Here is a 21,197-nt window from a genome sequence, read left to right as displayed (position 1 = left end):
TTTATTGAACACTATGGATTACATCACTAAATTTCTAAGAAACACGGTTAACGACGGCAGATCCGTTTTTTTTAGTTATTTTTGGGCATTTCTGATCATTTTGATCGCCTTTGGTGTCCGGGTTTACTTTGATGCCTCTTTTGGTGATCGGTACTTTGTTACCTATGTGTTAGCGGTGCCAGCAATTGCGATCATCTTTGGTTATGGGCCTGGAATTTTTTCCATCTTATTTTCTTTCTTTTTAGTTTTGGTAGTGCAACCGGCTTATATTGCCCACTCAACTGTAAAGATCAGTGCAGTGTTGATTGTGTTGGGTTTGATTTACTTGGCATATATCTTGTTTTTATTGGCCTATATTAGGCGCACAATCGCAAAAACTAGAAGTGCTGGAATTAGAAAAGTAGATGCTGTAAGGGAAATTGTTCGCGACCAGAGAGAGATAATTTCTCTCACAGAATCAGCAATGCAACGCGCAAATGATGTCATCATTATTGCTAAAGCTATTCCAGAAATGAGTGTAGTTTATGTAAATCAAGCATTTACATCACTTACAGGGTATGCCGCGGAAGAGATTCTTGGAAAAACCCCAAAAATGTTGCATGGTCCAAAGACTGATCGCAATGCGATTGCGCAAATTACATTTGCCTTAAAAAATGGACAAGCTATTAGAAAAGACGTGCTCAATTACCGAAAGAATGGAAGTGAATTCTGGGTTGAGCTTGATATTGCTCCAATTCGTAATAATGAAAATGTGATCACCCATTGGGTTTCTATTCAGCGTGAAATTACTAATCGTAAGGAGTATGAAGCCTCTCTGCTCTGGGGTCAGAAGCAGGCTAGGCTAGCTCTTGAGGCTAGATCTTTATTTATTGCCAAAATGTCGCATGAAATGAGAACGCCAATGACAGGCATTTTGGGAATGACAACACTTGCCTTACAGCAGGATGATGCGACTAAAGCAAAGAGTTATTTAAATTCAATTCATGAATCATCTCTTGCTCTCATGAAGGTATTAAATGATATTTTAGATTTTTCTAAGCTTGAGTCGGGTCTCATGACACTTGAGATGCGGCAATTTAAGCTATCTTCCCTTGTTGAGGATATTAAAAAGTTATTTTCTGATGCCGCCACCCTAAAAAATATCCAATTAAATTGCAATTACATCGGTGATGAAGACTTGGTTGTTGTGGGAGATCGTTTTCGATTGATTCAAGTGATCAGTAATTTGGTGGGTAATGCAATCAAGTTTACCGAGAAGGGCGTCGTTCATTTTTCGCTCAATATTTTGTCTCAGGATACCAATAATGTAAGAGCTCTTTTGCTCATTCAAGATACTGGAGTCGGGATACCCGTACATGCTCAAAAAGATGTCATGTCTTCCTTTTCCCAGGCGGATAGCTCCTTATCTCGACGTTATGGTGGGACGGGCCTGGGTTTGACCATTTCTAACGAGCTCTTGCAGCAAATGAATTCGGAATTATTGTTTAAATCTTCAGAAGGTGTGGGAAGCGAGTTTTATTTTTCAATAGACTTCCCCCTTGCTGAGCAGTCTAACAATCTGCCGGATGTTGAATCAAAGTCTACTCATCTGGACAAAAGTTCTCCTCAGTTCACTGCACTAGATTTGTCTGGAAAGAATATCCTGCTTGTTGAGGATAATCAGATTAATCAAATAGTGGTTTCTGAATTCCTGGCTTTTGCAAAAGCAACGGTAGTAGTTGCTAATACTGGTATAGAAGCTCTTACTTTGTTTGGGAAAAATCAATTTGATGCGATCTTGATGGATATTCAATTGCCGCTATTGGATGGTTACGAAACCACCAGTCGCATTCGCGCAATGGAAGGCGGAAGTTCAATACCAATTATTGGTATAAGCGCAGGCGTCTCCGAAAAAGAGATTGCTAAGGCATTGAGCTCTGGTATGGATGATTTTCTTCCCAAACCTTTAAATCCAGATACGATGATTAAAACCTTAATGCGCCATATTCAAAAGGCTTGAACCATTAATTATCGGATTGCTGCAGTAATATTCTCATGGAGAAATCTACTGCATAGACATCCTTGGTCAATTTCCCAAGAGAGATGCGATCCACTCCAGTAGCAGCAATAGCACGCATTTGGTCTAAATTAATGCCACCGGACGCTTCTAGTAATGCGCGGCCTGCAGTCAAGTTGACCGCTTGTTTCATTTGATCTGTAGTGAAGTTGTCAATCAGAATGCTTTTAGCCCCCGCAGCCAGGGCTTCTTCTAATTCAGCAAAGTTCTCAACCTCAATCTGAATATCCACGCCTGCATTGAGGGCGGCAGCATTTTTTAGTGCCGCAGTGATACTACCAGCAGCAGCAATATGATTTTCTTTAATCAAAATGCCATGCCAAAGAGCAAGACGTTGGTTTTGGCCACCACCAACTCGTACTGCATATTTTTGAGCCTGACGTAGACCAGGAATAGTCTTGCGAGTATCCAATACAGCACAACCCTTGGGATTGGGGCTCACGTTGGCAATGGCCTCAACGTGTTGACGAGTAATGCTTGCGGTCCAAGAGAGTGTTTGTAGAAAGTTAATGCAGGTACGTTCAGCGGATAGCAAGGCCTGAGAGTCCGCTTCAATATTGCAGACCTTGGTATCAGGCTTCATTAGGTCTCCTTCTATATAGTGCCAAGTCACTTTGGCATTTGGATCGAGCCTTTTGAGTGTTCCTTCGAACCAATCTACGCCGCAAAGAACAGCTTCTTGTCGAACTATCAGTTCTGCCTGTACAGGTTTGCTTGGAACCAGCTGAGCAGTCCAATCACCTTTGCCAATATCTTCCATGAGTGCATCATGAATATTGCGTTGGCGTGCTTGCTCTAAAGATTCGTTGTATTCAAACATGGGGAGCCAAGGTATTTAGTAACACTAATTCAAAAGATAAACAGTAGAAATTACGCCGCACCAATATTCTTCACAAAACCATGCTGTGCTTTAGCAAGAAGATCGGGGTGATTCTTAGTGAAGTCAAGCATGCGATCGATGCAAGTAAGGGCTTCAACACGGATCCGCTCATCAATGAAGATTTCACCAGAGGCATTTTCAAGGCAATCTAAGATACCGTGCAAACCATTCATAGCCATCCAAGGGCAGTGAGCGCAGCTTTTGCAGGTGGCGCTATTGCCAGCGGTAGGTGCCTCAATGAGCACCTTATCAGGTGCTAGCTGGCGCATACGATGCAAGATGCCTTTATCAGTTGCAACAATATATTCGCTAGCAGAGCCTTCAACTACAGCCTTGATCATTGCAGATGTTGAGCCGACAACATCAGCTAAGTCAACGACAGCTTGGGGTGATTCAGGGTGAACCAAAATCATGGCGTTAGGGTGGGCAACCTTCAGAATCTCTAGTTCAGCAGCCTTAAACTCATCATGCACAATGCAGGCGCCGTTCCACAGCAACATATCTGCACCAGTCTGCTCTTGAATATATCTACCCAGGTGACGATCTGGTGCCCACAAAATCTTTTTGCCCTCTACTTTCAGTTGATGCACGATGGCCAGAGCGCATGAGCTGGTGACCATCCAGTCCGCCTGTGCTTTTACTGCGGCGCTAGTATTGGCGTAGACCACTACAACACGATCAGGATGCAAAGAACGAAACTTAGCAAAATCAGCCGCATCACATCCCAAATCTAATGAGCAGGTAGCCTCTAAGTCGGGCATAAAGACGCGCTTCTCAGGACTGAGAATCTTGGCAGACTCTCCCATGAAGCGCACACCAGCGACAATGAGATTCTTGGCAGGGTGATTTTTACCAAAGCGCGCCATCTCCAATGAGTCAGCAACAAAGCCGCCAGTCTCCATGGCTAGATCTTGAATGTCACCATCAACGTAGTAGTGGGCAACCAAGGCCGCATCTTTTTCAATGAGTAATTGCTTAATACGGGCAATGACAGCAGCTTTTTCACCGCCGTGAAGACGTGGTGGCGTCTTAGCCCAGGCTTGGACAGTGCAGGTCACTCCAGCGGAATCTTGCTGGGGGTAATCAAAAGAAATGGGGCTGCTAGGCGTCGAGCTCATGCTAAATCTTAATCGACTGTAGATATTTATGTGCGAGCGTTAAAACGGCAGCTTCGCATCTGGCTTGGCAGCCAACAATACAGCCTTAAATTCAGCTTGAATGCGGGCAATTGCTTCTTCGCTATCTGCTTCAAAGCGCATCACTACCACTGGAGTGGTATTGGATGGTCTAGCAAGCCCAAAGCCATCAGCATATTCCACGCGCACACCGTCAATCGTGTTGATGGACTCTGCAGTAGGGAACTTGGCATTGGCTTTAATGGTTTCCAGTAAAGCAAAAGGCTCGCCTTCAGCACAAGCGAGTTGTAATTCTGGCGTACAGATAGCATTCGGTAAGTCATTGAGCGTTTTGTTTGGATCTTTCTCTTTAGAAAGAATCTCCAAAAGACGTGCGCCAGTATACAAGCCATCATCAAAACCAAACCAACGGTCCTTAAAAAAGATATGGCCTGACATTTCACCAGCAAGGGGTGCACCAGTTTCTTTGAGCTTCGCCTTGACTAGAGAGTGGCCAGTCTTCCACATCAAAGGCTCGCCACCGTATTGTTTAACCCAGGTTGCCAAGTTGCGAGTACATTTGACGTCATAAATAATCTGCCCACCAGGATTGCGAGACAGAACATCTTTAGCAAAGAGCATCATTTGACGATCTGGGAAAATCACTTGACCGTCTTTAGTCACAACACCCAAGCGATCAGCATCACCATCAAAGGCAAGGCCTAATTCATTATCAGTAGTCTGTAAGTTCTTAATGAGATCTTGTAGGTTCTCAATATGCGCAGGATCGGGATGGTGATTCGGAAAACGGCCATCGACCTCACAGAAGAGTTCTTGAACTTCACAGCCTAGAGCTCTAAATAACTTGCCAGCAAATGCACCACCTACACCATTGCCACAATCAACCGCAATCTTCAGAGGGCGAGCCAACTTCACATCACCAATGATGCGCTCTAGATACATTGGGAAGATATCAAATGTAGAGCGACTTCCTTGTCCAGAAATGAATTTCTTCGCTTCAATGCGTTTACGCAATCCCTGAATCTGCTCACCGTAAATTGCAGCACCACCCAAAACCATTTTGAAGCCGTTGTAGTTTGGCGGGTTATGACTACCAGTAATCATGATCCCAGACTTGGGCTTTTTGCCATTGAGTACTTGGTTGGCGCCAAAGTACACCATGGGTGTTGCTACCATACCTAAATCGATCACATTAATGCCGGTCGATAAAAGACCTTCGGTAAGGGCCGCAATTAGGCTGGGCCCAGATAAACGACCGTCTCGACCGATAACGATTTCAGCTTCACCAAGCTCGCGCATTTCGGTGCCAAAGGCTTGGCCAATCAATTTGGCAATCGATGGATCTAAAGTCTCATCAATAATGCCGCGAATGTCATAAGCTTTGAAAATGGATGGAGAAAGTTGCACAATTTATCCCGAGGTGGATGAATGTTTATTAAAAAATTCTTTACCGATTGGCGCGCTAGCCATAACTTCGATGCTTTGAAAATTTTTATCAAATAGTGCAAGCTTCTGTTCAATATTTAGCTTCAAAGCTAAACTTGATTCTGAAGTATTTTCAATATTAATGTCTCTAGATAGAGTATTTATATTTTTCATTTGATTCGAAATTTAAAATAAAAAACTAACTATTTAATAAATTAATACGCGCAGCAGTAACAGCATCGATACTGTCATTCGCCTCTATAGGCAAGCCAGTAAGAAGTGCTTTCTCAATCGGCTTGGCCAGGACCTTGCCGTACTCAACCCCAGGTTGATCAAAGCTATTGATATTCCATAGTGTGCCAAGACTAGCGGCACGGTTTTCATAAAGAGCTAAAAGAGCGCCCAGATAAAAAGCATTGAGCTCTGGCAGAAGGAGCAAGTTGCTTGGACGATTACCTGGATAAACATCGTTTGGATTATCAGCCGCTTTGCCATGGGCTAAAGCTTGTGCTTGGGCCAAGCAGTTTGATAGCAAGATACGGTGATGTGCAACAGCCTCTGGACGATCGCTCATGGGTTTGCGTACTGCAATGAAGTCAATCGGGACAACATCGCTACCTTGATGAAGGAGCTGGAAGTAGGAGTGCTGTGCATTACTCCCTGCGCTACCAAAGACTACTGGTGAAGAGTGTTTGACTGGCCTGCCATCGCGGTCGATCGACTTGCCATTGCTTTCCATATCGAGCTGTTGCAACCATTTTGGAAACCAATCTAAGGCATCTGCATAGGGGATAGCTGCATATGCCTTAATACCTAGAGTTTCTTGCTGATGCAAGAGGGCAAGCGCCATGATGACCGGCAGATTTTGCTCAAGGGGCGCATTCTTAAAATGCAAATCCATAGCATGAGCACCAGCCAAAAATTCTTCAAAGGTTTTAAAGCCATACTGCAGGGCAATTGGGAGACCAACAGCAGACCAAACTGAATAACGACCGCCAACCCAATCCCAAAAAGGAAAAATATTATCTTCCTCAATGTCAAACTCTCTGGCAGCTGGAACATTGGCGGTTACAGCAAATAAAGAATTCGCAATTTGACCTTTGGTGCAGTCATTTGCCTTAAGCCAAGCCACAACAGCTTTGGCATTCATGGTGGTCTCTAAAGTGGTGAACGATTTAGAAACAATGACAACGCGGGTACTATTAGGTTGGGCACGATCCAGAATACGGGCAAGTTCGGCAGTATCAATATTGGCTAAGAAGTGCATACGCATGCCACGGCTCTCAATGCCAGGAACATGGGCTAGGGCTTCAATCGCTAAGCGGGGACCAAAGTCTGATCCGCCAATGCCAATATGAATGACATCGGTGACGCCAACCCATTTATTGCAAAGCGCTTCTATGCGACGCCATACTTCTGTAACAGCTGGCATCACATCTTTGCCATCGAGTATCACTGGTACTTTAGAGAGATTGCGCAAGGCGGAATGTAAGGCAGGGCGATCTTCGCTCAGATTGATATGTTTGCCAGCAAACATATCGGCGATGAACTCTTCTAACTTGGATTTGCGAGCAAATGAGAACAGGTTTGCCCACTGTGCCCCACTGATATTTTGATAAGCAGTATCAAGCACCACATCAACGGCCGTATGAGTGCTAGTAGCGATATTTTCAGGTCTAGAAGACATTCCTAGATTTTATCAAGAAGGGCCGATAAATCCTCTAAAACACTGAAAATGCTAGGATTTCGGTATATTCCTAGTTATGAATACAAAGCGGGACAAATAGATGGAGCAAGTTGACTGTGTCGTGATCGGCGCCGGGGTGGTTGGCCTAGCTGTTGCACGAGAAATGGCGCTCCAAGGCCGTGAAACGATTCTGCTAGAAAGAGAGGGCTCTTTTGGCACGATTAGTAGCGCTCGTAATAGTGAAGTGATTCATGCTGGCATCTACTACCCAAAGGATTCACTTAAAGCCAAGTTATGTGTAGAAGGTAATCGACTCCTATATGAATATTGCCGCAGTCATCAAGTGGCAACTCAGCCCTATGGCAAGCTCATCGTTGCCGATGATTCTCAGATCAATGACCTACAAGCAATTCTGTATAAAGCACAAAATAATGGTGTGCCAGAAATTAAGTTGATTTCAGGCACAGAGGCAAAACAACTTGAGCCAAAACTCAAGTGTTCTGCTGCAATACTTTCTGCAAGCACAGGAATTGTTGATAGCCATGGCTATATGCTTTCACTATTAGGTGGATTTGAAGATGCAGGCGGTATGATTGCTTACCATTCACCGTTAATGAGCGCAAAGCCCATTGGGCAAGGGGCAGAGGGTGGCTTTGAATTAGAAATTGGTGGACTTGATGGTATGAAGTTGCAAACCAAGTTACTGATTAATTGCGCTGGTATGAGTGCTCCTGCAGTTGCGCAAAAGATTGAAGGCTTGAGTAAGGAGCTGATACCCAAGGCTTATTTTGCAAAAGGAAATTACTTTTCTCTTTCTGGCAAATCACCATTTAGCCATTTGATCTATCCGATTCCAGAACCTGGTGGCCTTGGAGTACACCTTACTTTAGATATGGGTGGACAAGCCAAGTTTGGACCCGATGTTGAATGGCTTGAGATTGAAGGCGAAGAGCAAATTGATTACACCGTAGATGCCAAAAGAAGTGAGGGCTTTTATGAGGCGGTGCGTCGTTATTGGCCAGAGCTCAGAGACAACTCTTTGCAGCCAGATTATTCAGGAGTTAGGGCTAAAATCGTCCCACCGAATAGCCCAGCAGGAGATTTCTGCTTTAACACTCCGAAGGACCATGGGCTCCAAGGCCTCTATAACTTGTATGGCTTTGAGTCCCCAGGACTGACCTCCAGTATCGCTATTGCCAGGTATTTAGAAGGGCAAATCAAAAGTTCCTTATAATCTAGGGCTGAAATCGCAAAGGAAGAGTGGCAGAGCGGTTGAATGCACCAGTCTTGAAAACTGGCGAGGATGAAAGTCCTCCGTGAGTTCGAATCTCACCTCTTCCGCCAAAATACAAACCCCAGCTTATTGACTGGGGTTTTTCTTTAGAGCTTTTACTTCTTATTGCCTGATTTATTGAGAATCATCTTCTCGCCATCAGTATCAAATGCTCCATTAAAGCCCGGTGGATATTTGCTCCACTGATAACCTTTTAAGGCATGCTCATAACCATATTGAAAGAGAGCATTCATATAGTCGGTATCGAATTCTTCCTTATGTGCTTCATTAAAGTCTGAACCAATATAGGCCAAATTGAAGCCAACTTGATCCATCTTAGTCATGGCATAAATACGATAGAGGTCGCCAATGCCTTGTGTCTGGATTAGTTGAGAGATGGCTCGGCCTGCAACGCTCAAAGTGCGTCGCTCCGTTTCGTTCCAACGTGGATCTAGTCTTGAATTGCGGATGATGTAAGCCTGTCGATTGCTACGTCGTTTGACGCCCAATTCATTAGCCTTTTGCACTGCTGCAGAAGGATATAAAAACACTTGTGTACTAGCGCCGCCATCCACATGCATTTCTTGAAAAGCAATACCATCTACCAGGAAATCAAACATCACTGGTGAAAATGCGCCTGGAATCGATGCAGAAGCAAGCATGATGCGGCGAAAGAGTTCGATTGCCTCCGGGGTGCCAACACTAGCAATACGTCCCATATTCCAAACTATAGGAACGCCCGCATCAATATTGGTAGTGCCAATCAATAGCCAGCGCCCGTTGGTGTTGTATTCATAGGAAATTTTCTTAAGGAAGTCTGCATCAACATACTGGGAGATCAGCTGATATAAGGGTGTAGAGTCAGCTAAGCCATCACTAAAGATTCCCGAGATAATGCCACGCTCAACAAAAATATCCTTAGGTTTGATATTGGTATAGACATGCCGTAGCGCTGGATCATATTCTTTTCCCAAATAGGCAAAAGGAGCGATGAGAGCGCCCGTACTAATACCGGTCACTAAATTGAAAGAGGGTCTAGATCCTTGCTTAGTCCATCCCAATAAAAGACCAGCACCGAAAGCACCATCATCACCACCACCAGAAAGAGCCAAATAGTTAGCATCGCCAGTAAAGGCTTTATTACCGCGGGACTGCTCCAGTTGAATCACGTCCTTCACCATCGCATCCACGCCGGACTGGGTGGATATTAGATAACGAACGCTCGGTAAACCAGCAATTTGAGCCTTACTAAGCGCTTGAGCAGGAACGGCAGACTTACGCTCTAGAGAAGAGCACCCTATGAGAATCAGAGAGAGCAACAGAATTGCTGCAAGTGAAGATGAGCGCATATATTTTCTAGATTAATTGATTATCTTTATTGTAATTGCTGATTATTTCAAGAGTGTTATAAGGTTCATCAAAATGGACTTATTTATATATCAAGCCTGTCGTTGTAACATTAAGTCGTGAAGCTATTGATATCTATTTATTTCTTTATTCTGGCCATTATTCAGATGGGCCTATTTTTTGGTGTATTCCACTACTACCGCACGCAGAATCTAGTGAAGCCAAGTCCTTATTGGATGTCTTCGCTGCTGACTAGTATTCTGGCCTTACTAGTATTTGGAACCGGGGTATTAATGGTGGTAGATATTAAAAATCCCCAATTTAATTTCACGATAGCAAACACCTTGTTTTATGTAGCAGCCGTTCTTCAGGCGCTATTTTCTAGATCTCTCATTGGAAAAATTTCCACGAGCTTAAAAGTTGGATTTGGTATTTCCTTCGTCATATTCATCGTTGTTTTCGAGTACATGCGCTTGAATGCTAATTTCGAAATTCGTACCATATTCATGGGATGTCTAGCATCTGCACTCTATGGTTGGCAAATCATTGTGCTTATTCGGAAGAATAAGATATCCCCCTCTAAGCAATTACTTTATCTGCAATATGCCACTTCTGCAGAAATGTTCTTTGCTTTAGGTCGCATTGCTATTTTGACAGCTTCTGCATTACCGATTTTGCAAGTGGAGCAAATTCCTCAGATGCTGATCCTATTCACAATCGCGCAACTGGTAATGACAACGCTGTCCTATGTTGCCATCGGTGGTTATTGGGCCGAACAGATTGCTATTGCTAATGTGAAATCCCAAAATGAAAACCAAGAAATTAAGCTGCTTTTGCAAGAGCGTGAGCAATTAATAGGCTCTTTGCTCAAAGCCAATAAGAGTGCAAGCACAGGCGCATTATCTGCATCGATTGCCCACGAACTTAATCAACCGCTTGGCGCGTCGAGCTTAAATATTCAGTTCTTACAAAAGAAACTGGCAGAGGGTGAATTCAATCCTGAACTCCAAAAGGAGATATTGGCTACCTTGCTATCAGATAATCAACGTGCTGCAAGGATTATTCGTTCGCTGCGCTCGATTTTCTCAGACGGAGAAGTCAATACTTCACAAGTGAACCTGGGAGACTTGGTTCAGACAGTACTCAATATTGCTAAACCCGAACTCACAGCAAAAAATATCCAGGTAGTACTGCGTTTGCGACCCAATTTACTGGCTAGTGCTAACGCTAGTGAAATCCAGCAGGTCATGTTGAACTTAATTAATAATGGTATTGAAGCTTTGACTACTTCAGATCGAATCGATAAGAAGCTGACGATTGAGGGTGTGCACTCTGATGCTGGTGTGCAGTTTTCTGTTGCCGATAATGGTGAGGGCTTATCTGAGGAGTCACAGTCTCACTTATTTGAATTGCTCTCCAGCACAAAGGGTTCTGGCATGGGCTTAGGTCTTTGGCTATGCAAGCACATCATTAGTCGTCATGGCGGCTCTATTTGGTTTGAAGTTAATCCCGGCGGTGGGGCTAAGTTTGTTTTTCAGCTACCACCGGAGGCGATTCGCTCAACTCAAGTTTAGCTAATGGTATTAGCCTAAGGGCTAATTGCTATGCTACCCCTGGCTCATATTATTGAATCTCTTCATTGATAACTAGGTCTAAGGCATGAAACCCATACTCACCAATTACGCTCTTTTAGCATCTCTTCTTATTTCAGGGCTCGCATTTGCAGCAGGCGGAGGCGGTGTAGTTGTAGACCCAGGCGCAATGCAAGGCAAGCATTTTGATGTCAAAGGCAAAGCCCCTTCCAGTTTTACGGTTGAGCTACAAAACGGTTTACGCAAGTCGCTGCCGTTTGAGGATAAGCGTGACTTTGAAGAATCCAAAAAAGGATTTATTGCTGCTCCGGCTTATAAGACCATCATGGCAGATGCCGGAAACGTTGCCTGGGATATGGGTAGTTATGAGTTCTTACTACAAGGCAAAGACTTTGATAGTGTGCACCCATCACTGCAGCGCCAAGCAATTCTTAATATGGGCTATGGCCTTTATGAGGTTGTTCCTGGCAAGATTTATCAAGTCCGCGGCTTTGACTTAGCCAACATTAGTTTTGTGAAGACCAATACGGGTTGGATTGTGTTTGATCCGCTCACCGCTAAGGAAACTGCAAGAGCTGCCCTAGAGTTGGTGAACGAAAAACTTGGCAAGCGCCCGGTAGTGGCAGTGGTGTATTCCCATTCTCATGGAGACCACTTTGGTGGTGTTCGTGGCGTGGTGGATGAGGCTGATGTGAAGAGCGGCAAAGTGAAAATTATTGCCCCAGCTGGCTTTATGGATCATGCCGTAGCTGAGAATGTGTACGCAGGTAATGCGATGACACGCCGGATGTATTTTCAGTATGGCGTCTTGTTGCCCCGCAGCCCATTTGGTCACGTGGATCAATCGATTGGTAAAAATACTGCCGCAGGGAATCTCGGTTTAATTGAGCCAACTATTCTCATTAATGAGCCATTTGAAAAGATGACAGTGGATGGCGTTGAAATGGAGTTTCAAAATACGCCAGGCACTGAAGCGCCTGCAGAGATGAATACGTATTTCCCGCAGCTCAAAGCATTCTGGGCTGCAGAAAACATCACGGGCACCATCCACAATATTTATACCTTGCGGGGCGCCTTAGTGCGGGATGCCTTAGCTTGGTCTAAAAATATTAATAACGCCTTATATCGCTATGGCAATGAAGCAGAAGTGATGTTTGCATCACATAGCTGGCCACGGTGGGGTAATGAGCGTATTCAAGAAGTGATGCGCACTCAGCGCGATAGCTATGCGCACCTGAACAATGAAGTTTTGCATCTAGCCAACAATGGTGTGACGATCAACGAAGTGCATAACGTTTATAAGCAGCCAGAAAGCCTGAAGTCACAATGGGCAGCCCATAGCTATCATGGCTCTGAAGAGCATAATAGTCGTGCAGTGATTAATCGTTATCTTGGTTATTGGGATGCAAATCCAGCTACATTAATTCCCTTATCGCCAAAAGATTCTGCACCTCTTTATGTCGAGATGATGGGTGGCCCAGCCAAAATCATGGCAAAAGGCAAGTCACTTTATAAGCAAGGAAAGTATCGCGAAGCGATGGAGATAGTGAATAAACTGGTCTATGCTGAACCTAATAACGTTGCAGCAAAAGATTTACTGGCAGATATCTTTGAGCAGATTGGTTATCAAAAAGAGAGTCCTAGTGTGCGCAACAGCTTTTTGGGTGCCGCGTACGAGTTGCGTCATGGCATGCCATCTGGAGCGTCACCGAAATCCAATGGGCCTGACATGATTAAAGCCATGACTACAGAGTTATGGCTCAATTCCTTGGCGATCAGCATGGATAGCAAAAAAGCTGCTGGCATGAAATTCACTATTAACCTGAGTACTCCAGATAATGGCGAGAAGTTTGTGATTGAGATGAGTAACTCTGCGCTTACCAATATCAAAGGACAGCAAGCAAAAAATCCCAATCTCACCATCACCTTAGATCGCAGTGATTTAGAGAAGGTCATGGGTGGCCAGACTACCTTTGAAAAATTACTCTCTGAAGGTAAGGCCAGATTTGATGGCGACCGTAAATCCTTTGATCAACTCAAGAGCACATTGACGATTTTTACCCCTGATTTTGAGTTGATGCCAGGTACTAAGGCTAAGAAGCTCGATGTCAAGTCTTCGCCAAAAGTAGTGAAAGATCCTTTTGCTGCTCAAGACATGGCAATTACTGCAGGCGAGTAAGCCTGCAGTAGGGTGACTCAAGGCGCAAAGGCGCCGCCAGCTTCTAAGGTTTTAAGTTCATCGCCAGCAATGCCCAGTTCAGCAAGAATCTCACTCGTGTGCTCGCCCAGCAAAGGAGGGTGCTTGCGTACCCGTTGCGGAGTACCCATCATCTTGACGGCAAAACCAATATTGGGAACCGTTCCTTCAACCGGATGATCAATTTCCATCCGCATGTTGCGATGACGGCCATGTTCGCTATCAAACGCCTCTGGGTAGGTATTGATTGGGCCTGCTGGAATGCCTGCGGCCAATAGATCATCAACCCACTCATCACTGGCCCTAGTGATAAATGTTTTTTCTAGTTCAGTAGCAAGCTCTAAACGATTGGCTAAACGTAGTGGATTGGTTTTAAAGCGAGCATCTTCAAATAGTTCAGGACGGTCCATTTTTTCACAAAGGAGTTTCCATAACTTTTGGTTGGTAGCGCCCATCACGAAATAGCCATCAGAAGCTTTCATGGCTTGGTAGGGGGCGCTCATATGATTTGCGGTACCCAGCTTATAGGGCTCAACCCCAGTGCCCCAGTATTGCGCTGTATCCCAAATAGAAAACGCTAAAGCGGAATCAAATAGTGAGGCATCAATAAATTGACCTTCACCTGATTTGGTTTTACCAATGTAAGCAGACAAGATGCCGTAAACCGCAAACAGGGCACAGCCAATATCGGCTACCGGAACACCTGCCTTGACGGGTGGACCATCAGGATAGCCAGTCACACTCATCACGCCAGACATGGCTTGCGCCATTAAATCAAAACCAGGGCGATCTGCCCAGGGACCACTTTGCCCAAAACCAGAGATGCTGGCATAGACCAGGCCAGGATTAATAGTCTGAAGAGTAGGGTAATCAATCCCCAGTTTTTTCATGACACCTGGTCGATAGTTCTCCACCAGAATATCGGCAGTCTTTACCAATTCAAAAAAGACTTTCTTGCCCGCATCGGTTTTGAGATTGAGGGTCAAGCTACGCTTATTGCGATTCATGTTCAAAAAGCCCATGCTGTCCGAGCCCTTCATCTTGAAACCCATAGCTCCCCGAGTTTGATCACCAGTTCCAGGAGGTTCGATCTTGATGACATCGGCACCAAGGTCAGCTAAGAGCATGCAGCAGTAGGGACCAGCCATGACCTGACTCACGTCCAGTACCCTTACTCCAGCGAGGGGTAAGGGCCTAGAAGAAGGGTTAGAAGTAGGTGTTTTCGTCATTGTCTCGATGGTTTTTATATGTTTAGAATGAATATCTAATAGTATCAAACACAATTAAAACAATATTTGGAGACTGTATGTTGATTCAATTACCAAAGCTGGCTGTTCGTGGCCTGATTGCCCTAACGCTGACTTGCTCATCATTCTTTGCATTCGCTCAGCAAGCATTTCCTACAAAACCTATTCGCTTGATCGTGGGATTTGCGCCTGGTGGCGGTACTGATATTGTTGCTCGCGCCATTGCCCCGAAGATGAGCGAGATCTTGGGCCAAAGCATCATTATTGAAAACAAATCTGGTGCAGCTGGAACAATTGGTGCTGATTTAGTGGCCAAATCCAATCCAGATGGTTACACCTTGCTCATGGGGCATTCCAATTCAAATGCGATCGCACCGTTTGTATTGACAACCGTGCCCTACAATCCAGCGACAGACTTTACGCCGATTACTTACTTGGGCTATGTGCCAAACGTATTGGTTGTTAAATCATCATTGCCTGTGAACTCAGTAGCGCAATTGATTTCGCTTGCCAAATCTAATCCAGGGCAGATGACTTATGGTTCCTCTGGTATTGGTAGTACCCAGCATTTGGCGGGCGCGCTCTTTTCGAAAATTGCCGGCATCTCCATTAATCACGTTCCTTACAAGGGCAGTGGCCAAGCGATTATCGATTTACTCGGTGGCCAGATCACGATGAACTTTGATACTTTGCCGCCAAACTTACAGCAAATTAATCAGGGCGGCCTCAAAGCATTGGCGATCTCAACCCCAAAACGTTTATCGATACTCCCGAATGTTCCAACCTTTAACGAAGTCGGTATTGTTGGATTTGATGTGACTAATTGGTATTCCGTGATGGGCCCTAAAGGCATGGATCCAGCAGTGGTCAATAAGATCGATCAAGCAGTTAAATCTGCAATGGCGGATCCACAGATCAAGAAGACGCTAGATTCACAGGGATTGCAGCCTGAAGGGCCAACAACTCCTGCAGCCTTTAGTCTTTTCCTTGCAGGCGAACTTGCTAAATACCAGCGCTTGGTAAAGAGCTTAAACATTAAGGCTGAATAAGCTTTCTTCATGACGCAAAAGGATTTGGAAGCTAAGGTCGCGCAAGTCACGGTCGAGTTGCGCGACAAAATTGCTTACATCACTTTTGATCACATAGCAGCACGCAATGCCATGACGGTTGGCATGTATGAAAGCCTTAAATCCATTTGTTTGGATATTGCTAAGAATCCTGCGATTCGTGTGGCTATCTTTCGTGGGGCAGGTGGCAAGTCCTTTGTCTCTGGCAGCGACATTGCGCAATTTACTAGCTTTAAAGATGGTGAAGATGGTGTTCGTTACGAAGAAGCGATACATGACTATCTCAACCCCTTGGCATCATTGCCGATTCCCACCATCGCAGTGATTGATGGCATGGCAGTAGGTGGTGGCTTAGCCATTGCAACGTGTTGTGATTTCAGAATCTCCACACCAGATGCCAAGTTTGGCGTACCCATCGCTAGAACCCTGGGCAATTGCCTCTATCCAGGCAATATCGCCTGGTTGGCTGCCCATATGGGTATGAATATCGTCAGACGCATGCTTCTACTTGCTGAAATGATTCCAGCGAGTGAACTCAAGCCGCAAGGTTATTTGTTAGCTACCTATGATCAAGAGCAGCTTGGCAAAGAGGCGGACGCCTTGGCTGAGCGCTTATTAAAACTCGCCCCCATTACGCAAAAAGCGAGCAAGCTGGCAATGGCCAGAATCATTGCTAGTCAATTGCCGGATTGCCAAGATCTGATTCGGGAAACGTATGGCAGTGAGGATTTTAAAAATGGTGTTACTTCCTTTTTAAAAGGCGAGCCACCCGTTTGGACTGGTAAGTAAAAAGATCAGAAAGCTTTTTAGTCCAAGAACATTTCTTGTAGATTATTCAGGTAGCGTAGACCCAAAGTAGTTGGCTTTAACTTACTTGGATTCTCATCTAGCAAACCTTTTTTACTTGCCTCATCCAGACTTTTGCTAATCAGACTCAAAGGTAAACCAGTTCGCTCACTAAAGGTGTTGGTATCAACGCCATCGGTAAGTCTCAGAGCGTTCAGCATGAACTCAAAAGGAAGATCTTTAACGGCAATTTCGCGAGACTCAATCAGGGCATTGCCTTTGGACTCCATCGCTTGCATATAGGTTTCGGGGTGGCGTTCTCGAACTTGGCGAGTAATCTTTCCCGGATAAGAAATCTTGCCATGGGCGCCTGCGCCAATGCCGATGTAATCACCATAGCGCCAGTAGTTCAGGTTATGTTTGCATTCCTGATCTTTCTTGGCATAAGCAGAAACTTCATAGCGCTTATAGCCCGCTTTCATCAGAAGTTCTAAGTTCTGTTCGAAGATGGCATCAATCTCATCATCACTCGGTAACTTCGGAGGAAAGTTAGCAAAGTAAGTATTAGGCTCAAGCGTGAGGTTGTACAAAGAGAGATGGGGTGTCTTAAAAGACAGCGCAGTTTCAATATCCGATCTTGCTGCCTCAAAACTTTGATTAGGCAGCCCATACATCAGATCTAAATTGACGGACTTAAAGTGATCAAGCGCAATCTGTACAGCACGTTTTGCTTCAGCACCATTGTGAATACGGCCCAGTGCTTTGAGTTGCTCATCCTGAAAGCTCTGAATACCTAGAGACACCCGATTAATTCCTGCCTTGGCAAAGCCTGCCAGCTTATCGGCCTCCACAGATCCTGGATTCGCTTCCATCGTAATCTCCGCATCGGGCTCTAAATTGATGCGGGCGCGAACAGCGCACAGTAGCTGATCCATGCCAGCAGCAGATAAGAGGCTGGGTGTGCCACCACCAATAAAGATGCTGTGCACTTGGCGACCCCAGGTATTTGGCAGCTCAGTTTCAAGATCGGCAATGAGAGCATGAATATACCGTTGCTCATCAAAGCCGCCTAAGGAATTAGAAGTGGGATCTTTAATTTGGTGGGAGTTGAAATCACAGTAAGGACATTTCTTTTCACACCAGGGAAAGTGAATATACAAAGCCAAGGGCGGTAATGCAGTGAGGGTGGGTTGATTGAGCACAGTAATTAAGTACGGGCTTGTAATTGACGAATGAGTTCACGTAAAGCTTGACCACGATGGCTAATTAAGTTCTTTTGCGCAGGATCGAGTTCGGCAGCCGTCTTACCGAGTTCTGGAAGAAAAAAATGCGGATCATAACCAAAGCCATTGTTCCCTTTGGCCGGATCGATGATGACTCCATGCCAGCTAGCTTCAACAATCAAGGGATTTGGATCATCGGCACTATTCATGAAGACAAGGGCGCAAACATAATGTGCGCTTCGATCGGATTGATTGCTTAATTCAGTAATGAGTTTTTCATTATTGGCTACATCATTTGCGTTCTCACCTGCATAACGAGCAGAGTAAACACCGGGCCTACCATCTAGAGCATGAGCACAAATACCGGAGTCATCTGCTAGCGCTGGTAAACCGCTAGCGCTACTAGCATGACGTGCCTTAGCTAGAGCATTTTCAACAAAGGTTTGGAAGGGCTCTTCCGCTGATGGAATGCCCAGCACTCCTTGCGGAATCACCTCAAACTGTAATGGCGCCAAAAGCGCCTGAAACTCTTTGACCTTGCCAGCATTGTTAGAGGCGAGTACAAGCTTTTGCATTGACGATTTACTTCAACGCTTCAATTTGCAGTTGGGTCAGCTCGTGGATGCCTTGTTCAGCCAAGTCGAGCAGGGCGTTGAGCTCGCTTCTGGAGAAGGCTACTCCCTCAGCAGTACCTTGCACTTCAATCATGCCGCCTTTACCAGTCATCACAACATTCATATCGGTATCGCAAGCAGAATCTTCAGGGTAATCTAAATCTAAAACGGGGGTGCCTTGATAGATGCCAACGGAGATGGCAGCTACGCTATCAATGATGGGGTCTTGAGTGAGGGCGCCACTCTTGAGCAAATGATTAACTGCATCACGTGCCGCAACATAGGCTCCAGTAATTGAAGCGGTACGAGTACCGCCGTCAGCTTGCAGGACGTCGCAATCTAAGTGAATCGTGCGTTCCCCCAAAATTTGGAGATCAAAGACACTGCGCATAGCGCGACCAATGAGACGCTGAATTTCTTGGGTACGGCCTGATTGTTTACCGCGTGCAGCTTCACGATCACTGCGGGTGTGAGTGGAGCGCGGGAGCATGCCGTATTCAGCAGTAACCCAACCTTCGCCTGAACCTCTTTTATGTGGCGGCACTTTATCCAAAATACTGGCAGTACATAGCACCTTGGTGTCTCCAAAGGCGATTAGTACAGAACCTTCAGCGTGCTTAGTAAAGGCCCTAGAAATCGTGACAGGACGCAAGTCTTTGGGCTTACGGCCACTTGGACGGGTGATAGATTGGGTGCTCATCGAATTTTGCCTAAAGGTTTGGGTTGGAACAAATAAGAATCTACAATGTCCATATGATATCGAGCATGACTGGTTATGGCAGCGCTTCTCGCCAAGTCTCCCTAGGAGCGGGCGTAGTTGCTGATCTGCAGGTGGAATGTCGGGCTGTGAATAGCCGCTTTCTGGATTTAGGTTTTCGTCTCCCAGACGAATGCCGTGGGGCAGAGCCTGCTTTGCGAGAGCTGGTAAGCCAGAGTCTCTCACGGGGTAAGGTGGAGTTTAGGGCTGCTTGGCGTATCAATAGCAGTGGTGGGGCAGTCAAAGCGAATCCACAGGCTCTGGGCGCTCTCAATCAAGATCGCTTAGAGGCGCTCAAGGCTCTTCAAGCTCAGGCCCAGGAAACTTTTGCTAATGCGAGAGAGTTAAGTGTTGCCGATGTATTACGTTGGCCCGGAGTAGTATCCGAGCCCCGTGGTGAGGAAGAGGGCTGGATTGCGGCTACGATTGAAGCTGGCAAAGCAGCCTTAACAGTCTTAATGGATAGTCGCAATGCTGAGGGCAAAGCCTTGGTTGGTGTTCTCACCAGTATCACCACTAAGATGCGTGAGATTGTAAAAGTGATCGAACCCAAAGTTCCTCAATATGTAGCGCAATATCAAGAAAAGCTCACTGAACGTTTAGCAGAAGCTTTAGCAGCCCAAGAACAAGGAAAGAGTTCAAGTGGATCTGGCACTGAGTTGATGGAGCGGATTCGTCAAGAAGTCGTTCTCTATGCAGTACGAATTGATGTTGCCGAAGAATTTGCCCGTCTGAAGACCCACCTGCAAGCTGTTGATACTGCTCTAGCGGGCAAAGGGCCCGTCGGTAAGCGTTTAGATTTCTTGATGCAAGAACTTAATCGTGAAGCAAATACCTTAAGTTCAAAGTCAGTTTCTGAAGAATGTACTCAGGCTGCTCTAGAGCTCAAGCTCTTGATTGAGCAAATGCGCGAACAAGTGCAAAACCTAGAGTAATCCGTACAATTACTTTATGACCAATCTAAACCAGAACCCTTCATATCAAGGCAGCATGCTGATGATTGTTGCCCCATCTGGCGCAGGCAAATCTTCTTTAGTGGACGCTTTATTAAAAGATGACCCGGGATTGAAACTATCTCTATCAACTACTACGCGCGCTCCAAGACCAGGAGAAGTGGATGGCAAAAATTATCGTTTCGTATCAAAAGAAGAATTTATCCGCGAGAGAGATCAAAACCTCTTTTTAGAGTGGGCGGAAGTGCATGGCCATTTTTATGGCACATCTAAACCTTGGATCGAATCTCAAATGGAAGCGGGCAGTGATGTCATGCTTGAGATCGACTGGCAAGGCGCACAACAGATTCGTCAATTGATTCCATCAGTTCAGTGGATCTTCATTTTTCCACCCTCTATTGCGGCTTTAGAAGAACGCTTACGTAAACGTGGGCAGGATGATGAAGCTACTATTCAGAGGCGTTTAGCAGCTGCTCATATTGAATTACAGCATGCCCATGAGGCTGACTTCATTGTGGTTAATGACTCCTTTGAACAGGCCCTAATGGATCTAAAACATATTTTGGCCTCCAGTCGCCTGCGTTCTGGGCCCAGCATGGCCAGAAATCCAGCCCTTTTGAAGCGTCTCGGGGTCTAATCAGTTATCCTATAGGTATTGAAGCTAAATTTAAGTGAGTTCAGGATGGCCCGTATTACTGTAGAAGATTGTCTTAAAACTATCCCAAATCGTTTTGAACTGGTTTTGGCTGCGACTTATCGCGCGCGACAACTGGTTCAAGGTCACTCTCCACGTGTTGAGTCCAGAGATAAAGCAACAGTAGTTGCCTTACGCGAAGTTGCTGCTGGTGTGACTGACCGTGACATGCTGACCAAAGTACCTTTGTAATTTAGGAGTTCCGGTGTGGAGCTCCCTTTAGGAACAGTCAAAACATCGGAATTAGTAGGAGGGGTCTCGCC

19 protein-coding genes and 1 tRNA gene are annotated in these 21,197 nt (G+C 45.4%); 10 read left to right on the top strand and 10 right to left on the bottom strand.

What is annotated here, in order from left to right; genetic code table 11:
* Positions 1–13: 13 nt before the first annotated feature.
* Positions 14–1,999 (top strand): response regulator, encoded by a 1,986-nt coding sequence (locus ICN17_RS09300; protein WP_216237234.1) that lies wholly within the window; start codon positions 14–16, stop codon positions 1,997–1,999.
* Positions 2,000–2,003: 4 nt separating this feature from the next.
* Here ICN17_RS09300 and nadC read toward each other — a convergent pair whose 3' ends face one another.
* Genes nadC through pgi form a run of 5 tightly spaced genes read right to left on the bottom strand, consistent with a single transcriptional unit; the run spans position 2,004 to position 7,184 of the window.
* Positions 2,004–2,876 carry a carboxylating nicotinate-nucleotide diphosphorylase gene (gene nadC / locus ICN17_RS09295; RefSeq protein ID WP_216237232.1) on the bottom strand — a complete coding sequence of 291 codons (873 nt, stop codon included), beginning with the start codon at positions 2,874–2,876 and terminating at the stop codon, positions 2,004–2,006.
* 50 nt (positions 2,877–2,926) lie between these two features.
* Complete coding sequence (gene nadA, locus ICN17_RS09290) at positions 2,927–4,054, bottom strand: quinolinate synthase NadA (protein ID WP_216237230.1); 1,128 nt, start codon at positions 4,052–4,054, stop codon at positions 2,927–2,929.
* 39 nt (positions 4,055–4,093) lie between these two features.
* The gene (locus ICN17_RS09285) at positions 4,094–5,479 is read right to left on the bottom strand and encodes a phosphomannomutase/phosphoglucomutase (protein WP_216237228.1); all 1,386 of its coding nucleotides are present in this window, start codon (positions 5,477–5,479) and stop codon (positions 4,094–4,096) included.
* 3 nt (positions 5,480–5,482) lie between these two features.
* Complete coding sequence (locus ICN17_RS09280; RefSeq protein ID WP_216237227.1) at positions 5,483–5,671, bottom strand: hypothetical protein; 189 nt, start codon at positions 5,669–5,671, stop codon at positions 5,483–5,485.
* Between the two features lie 25 nt (positions 5,672–5,696).
* Complete coding sequence (gene pgi, locus ICN17_RS09275; protein WP_216237225.1) at positions 5,697–7,184, bottom strand: glucose-6-phosphate isomerase; 1,488 nt, start codon at positions 7,182–7,184, stop codon at positions 5,697–5,699.
* 100 nt (positions 7,185–7,284) lie between these two features.
* Between pgi and ICN17_RS09270 the strand changes: the two genes are divergently transcribed.
* Together ICN17_RS09270 and ICN17_RS09265 are read left to right on the top strand one after the other, a co-directional pair.
* Positions 7,285–8,418 (top strand): NAD(P)/FAD-dependent oxidoreductase, encoded by a 1,134-nt coding sequence (locus ICN17_RS09270; protein ID WP_216237224.1) that lies wholly within the window; start codon positions 7,285–7,287, stop codon positions 8,416–8,418.
* Positions 8,419–8,438: 20 nt separating this feature from the next.
* Positions 8,439–8,528: transfer RNA gene (locus tag ICN17_RS09265), tRNA-Ser, on the top strand.
* Positions 8,529–8,573: 45 nt separating this feature from the next.
* On the opposite strand, the gene ICN17_RS09260 is transcribed toward ICN17_RS09265, so the two are convergent.
* Positions 8,574–9,806, bottom strand: a complete 1,233-nt coding sequence (locus ICN17_RS09260; protein WP_216237222.1) for a patatin-like phospholipase family protein — start codon at positions 9,804–9,806, stop codon at positions 8,574–8,576.
* Between the two features lie 117 nt (positions 9,807–9,923).
* On the opposite strand from ICN17_RS09260, the gene ICN17_RS09255 reads away from it, so the two are divergent.
* Complete coding sequence (locus tag ICN17_RS09255; RefSeq protein ID WP_216237220.1) at positions 9,924–11,378, top strand: ATP-binding protein; 1,455 nt, start codon at positions 9,924–9,926, stop codon at positions 11,376–11,378.
* A gap of 85 nt (positions 11,379–11,463) precedes the next feature.
* Positions 11,464–13,575, top strand: a complete 2,112-nt coding sequence (locus ICN17_RS09250; protein WP_216237218.1) for an alkyl/aryl-sulfatase — start codon at positions 11,464–11,466, stop codon at positions 13,573–13,575.
* 17 nt (positions 13,576–13,592) lie between these two features.
* Here ICN17_RS09250 and ICN17_RS09245 read toward each other — a convergent pair whose 3' ends face one another.
* On the bottom strand, positions 13,593–14,822 hold the full coding sequence (locus ICN17_RS09245; protein ID WP_216237216.1) for a CaiB/BaiF CoA-transferase family protein: 1,230 nt from the start codon (positions 14,820–14,822) through the stop codon (positions 13,593–13,595).
* 77 nt (positions 14,823–14,899) lie between these two features.
* Here ICN17_RS09245 and ICN17_RS09240 point away from each other — a divergent pair, with 77 nt between their 5' ends.
* Together ICN17_RS09240 and ICN17_RS09235 are read left to right on the top strand one after the other, a co-directional pair.
* Entirely contained in the window at positions 14,900–15,889 is a 990-nt protein-coding gene (locus ICN17_RS09240) for a tripartite tricarboxylate transporter substrate binding protein (protein WP_216237214.1), read from the top strand.
* A 9-nt stretch (positions 15,890–15,898) separates the two neighbouring features.
* Positions 15,899–16,696, top strand: coding sequence for an enoyl-CoA hydratase/isomerase family protein (locus ICN17_RS09235; RefSeq protein ID WP_216237212.1), 798 nt, complete (start codon positions 15,899–15,901; stop codon positions 16,694–16,696).
* Positions 16,697–16,713: 17 nt separating this feature from the next.
* Here the strand turns inward: ICN17_RS09235 and hemW are convergent, their stop codons facing one another.
* Genes hemW through rph form a run of 3 tightly spaced genes read right to left on the bottom strand, consistent with a single transcriptional unit; the run spans position 16,714 to position 19,230 of the window.
* Positions 16,714–17,895 carry a radical SAM family heme chaperone HemW gene (gene hemW / locus ICN17_RS09230; protein WP_216237211.1) on the bottom strand — a complete coding sequence of 394 codons (1,182 nt, stop codon included), beginning with the start codon at positions 17,893–17,895 and terminating at the stop codon, positions 16,714–16,716.
* A 5-nt stretch (positions 17,896–17,900) separates the two neighbouring features.
* On the bottom strand, positions 17,901–18,491 hold the full coding sequence (gene rdgB, locus ICN17_RS09225) for an RdgB/HAM1 family non-canonical purine NTP pyrophosphatase (RefSeq protein WP_216237208.1): 591 nt from the start codon (positions 18,489–18,491) through the stop codon (positions 17,901–17,903).
* Between the two features lie 7 nt (positions 18,492–18,498).
* Positions 18,499–19,230, bottom strand: a complete 732-nt coding sequence (gene rph, locus ICN17_RS09220) for a ribonuclease PH (RefSeq protein WP_216237207.1) — start codon at positions 19,228–19,230, stop codon at positions 18,499–18,501.
* A gap of 53 nt (positions 19,231–19,283) precedes the next feature.
* Between rph and ICN17_RS09215 the strand changes: the two genes are divergently transcribed.
* The 3 genes from ICN17_RS09215 to rpoZ are packed head-to-tail and all read left to right on the top strand — an operon-like array spanning position 19,284 to position 21,126.
* Positions 19,284–20,222 (top strand): YicC/YloC family endoribonuclease, encoded by a 939-nt coding sequence (locus tag ICN17_RS09215; RefSeq protein WP_216237205.1) that lies wholly within the window; start codon positions 19,284–19,286, stop codon positions 20,220–20,222.
* A gap of 16 nt (positions 20,223–20,238) precedes the next feature.
* Entirely contained in the window at positions 20,239–20,877 is a 639-nt protein-coding gene (gmk, locus tag ICN17_RS09210; RefSeq protein WP_216237204.1) for a guanylate kinase, read from the top strand.
* A 45-nt stretch (positions 20,878–20,922) separates the two neighbouring features.
* Positions 20,923–21,126, top strand: a complete 204-nt coding sequence (rpoZ, locus tag ICN17_RS09205; RefSeq protein WP_011902918.1) for a DNA-directed RNA polymerase subunit omega — start codon at positions 20,923–20,925, stop codon at positions 21,124–21,126.
* The last annotated feature ends 71 nt before the right edge of the window (positions 21,127–21,197 follow it).

It is taken from the genome of Polynucleobacter sp. 73C-SIWE (assembly GCF_018882465.1).
Lineage (GTDB): Bacteria > Pseudomonadota > Gammaproteobacteria > Burkholderiales > Burkholderiaceae > Polynucleobacter.
The sequence above is the reverse complement of the archived record's forward strand: the minus strand, read 5'-3'. Positions and strand labels throughout refer to the sequence as shown.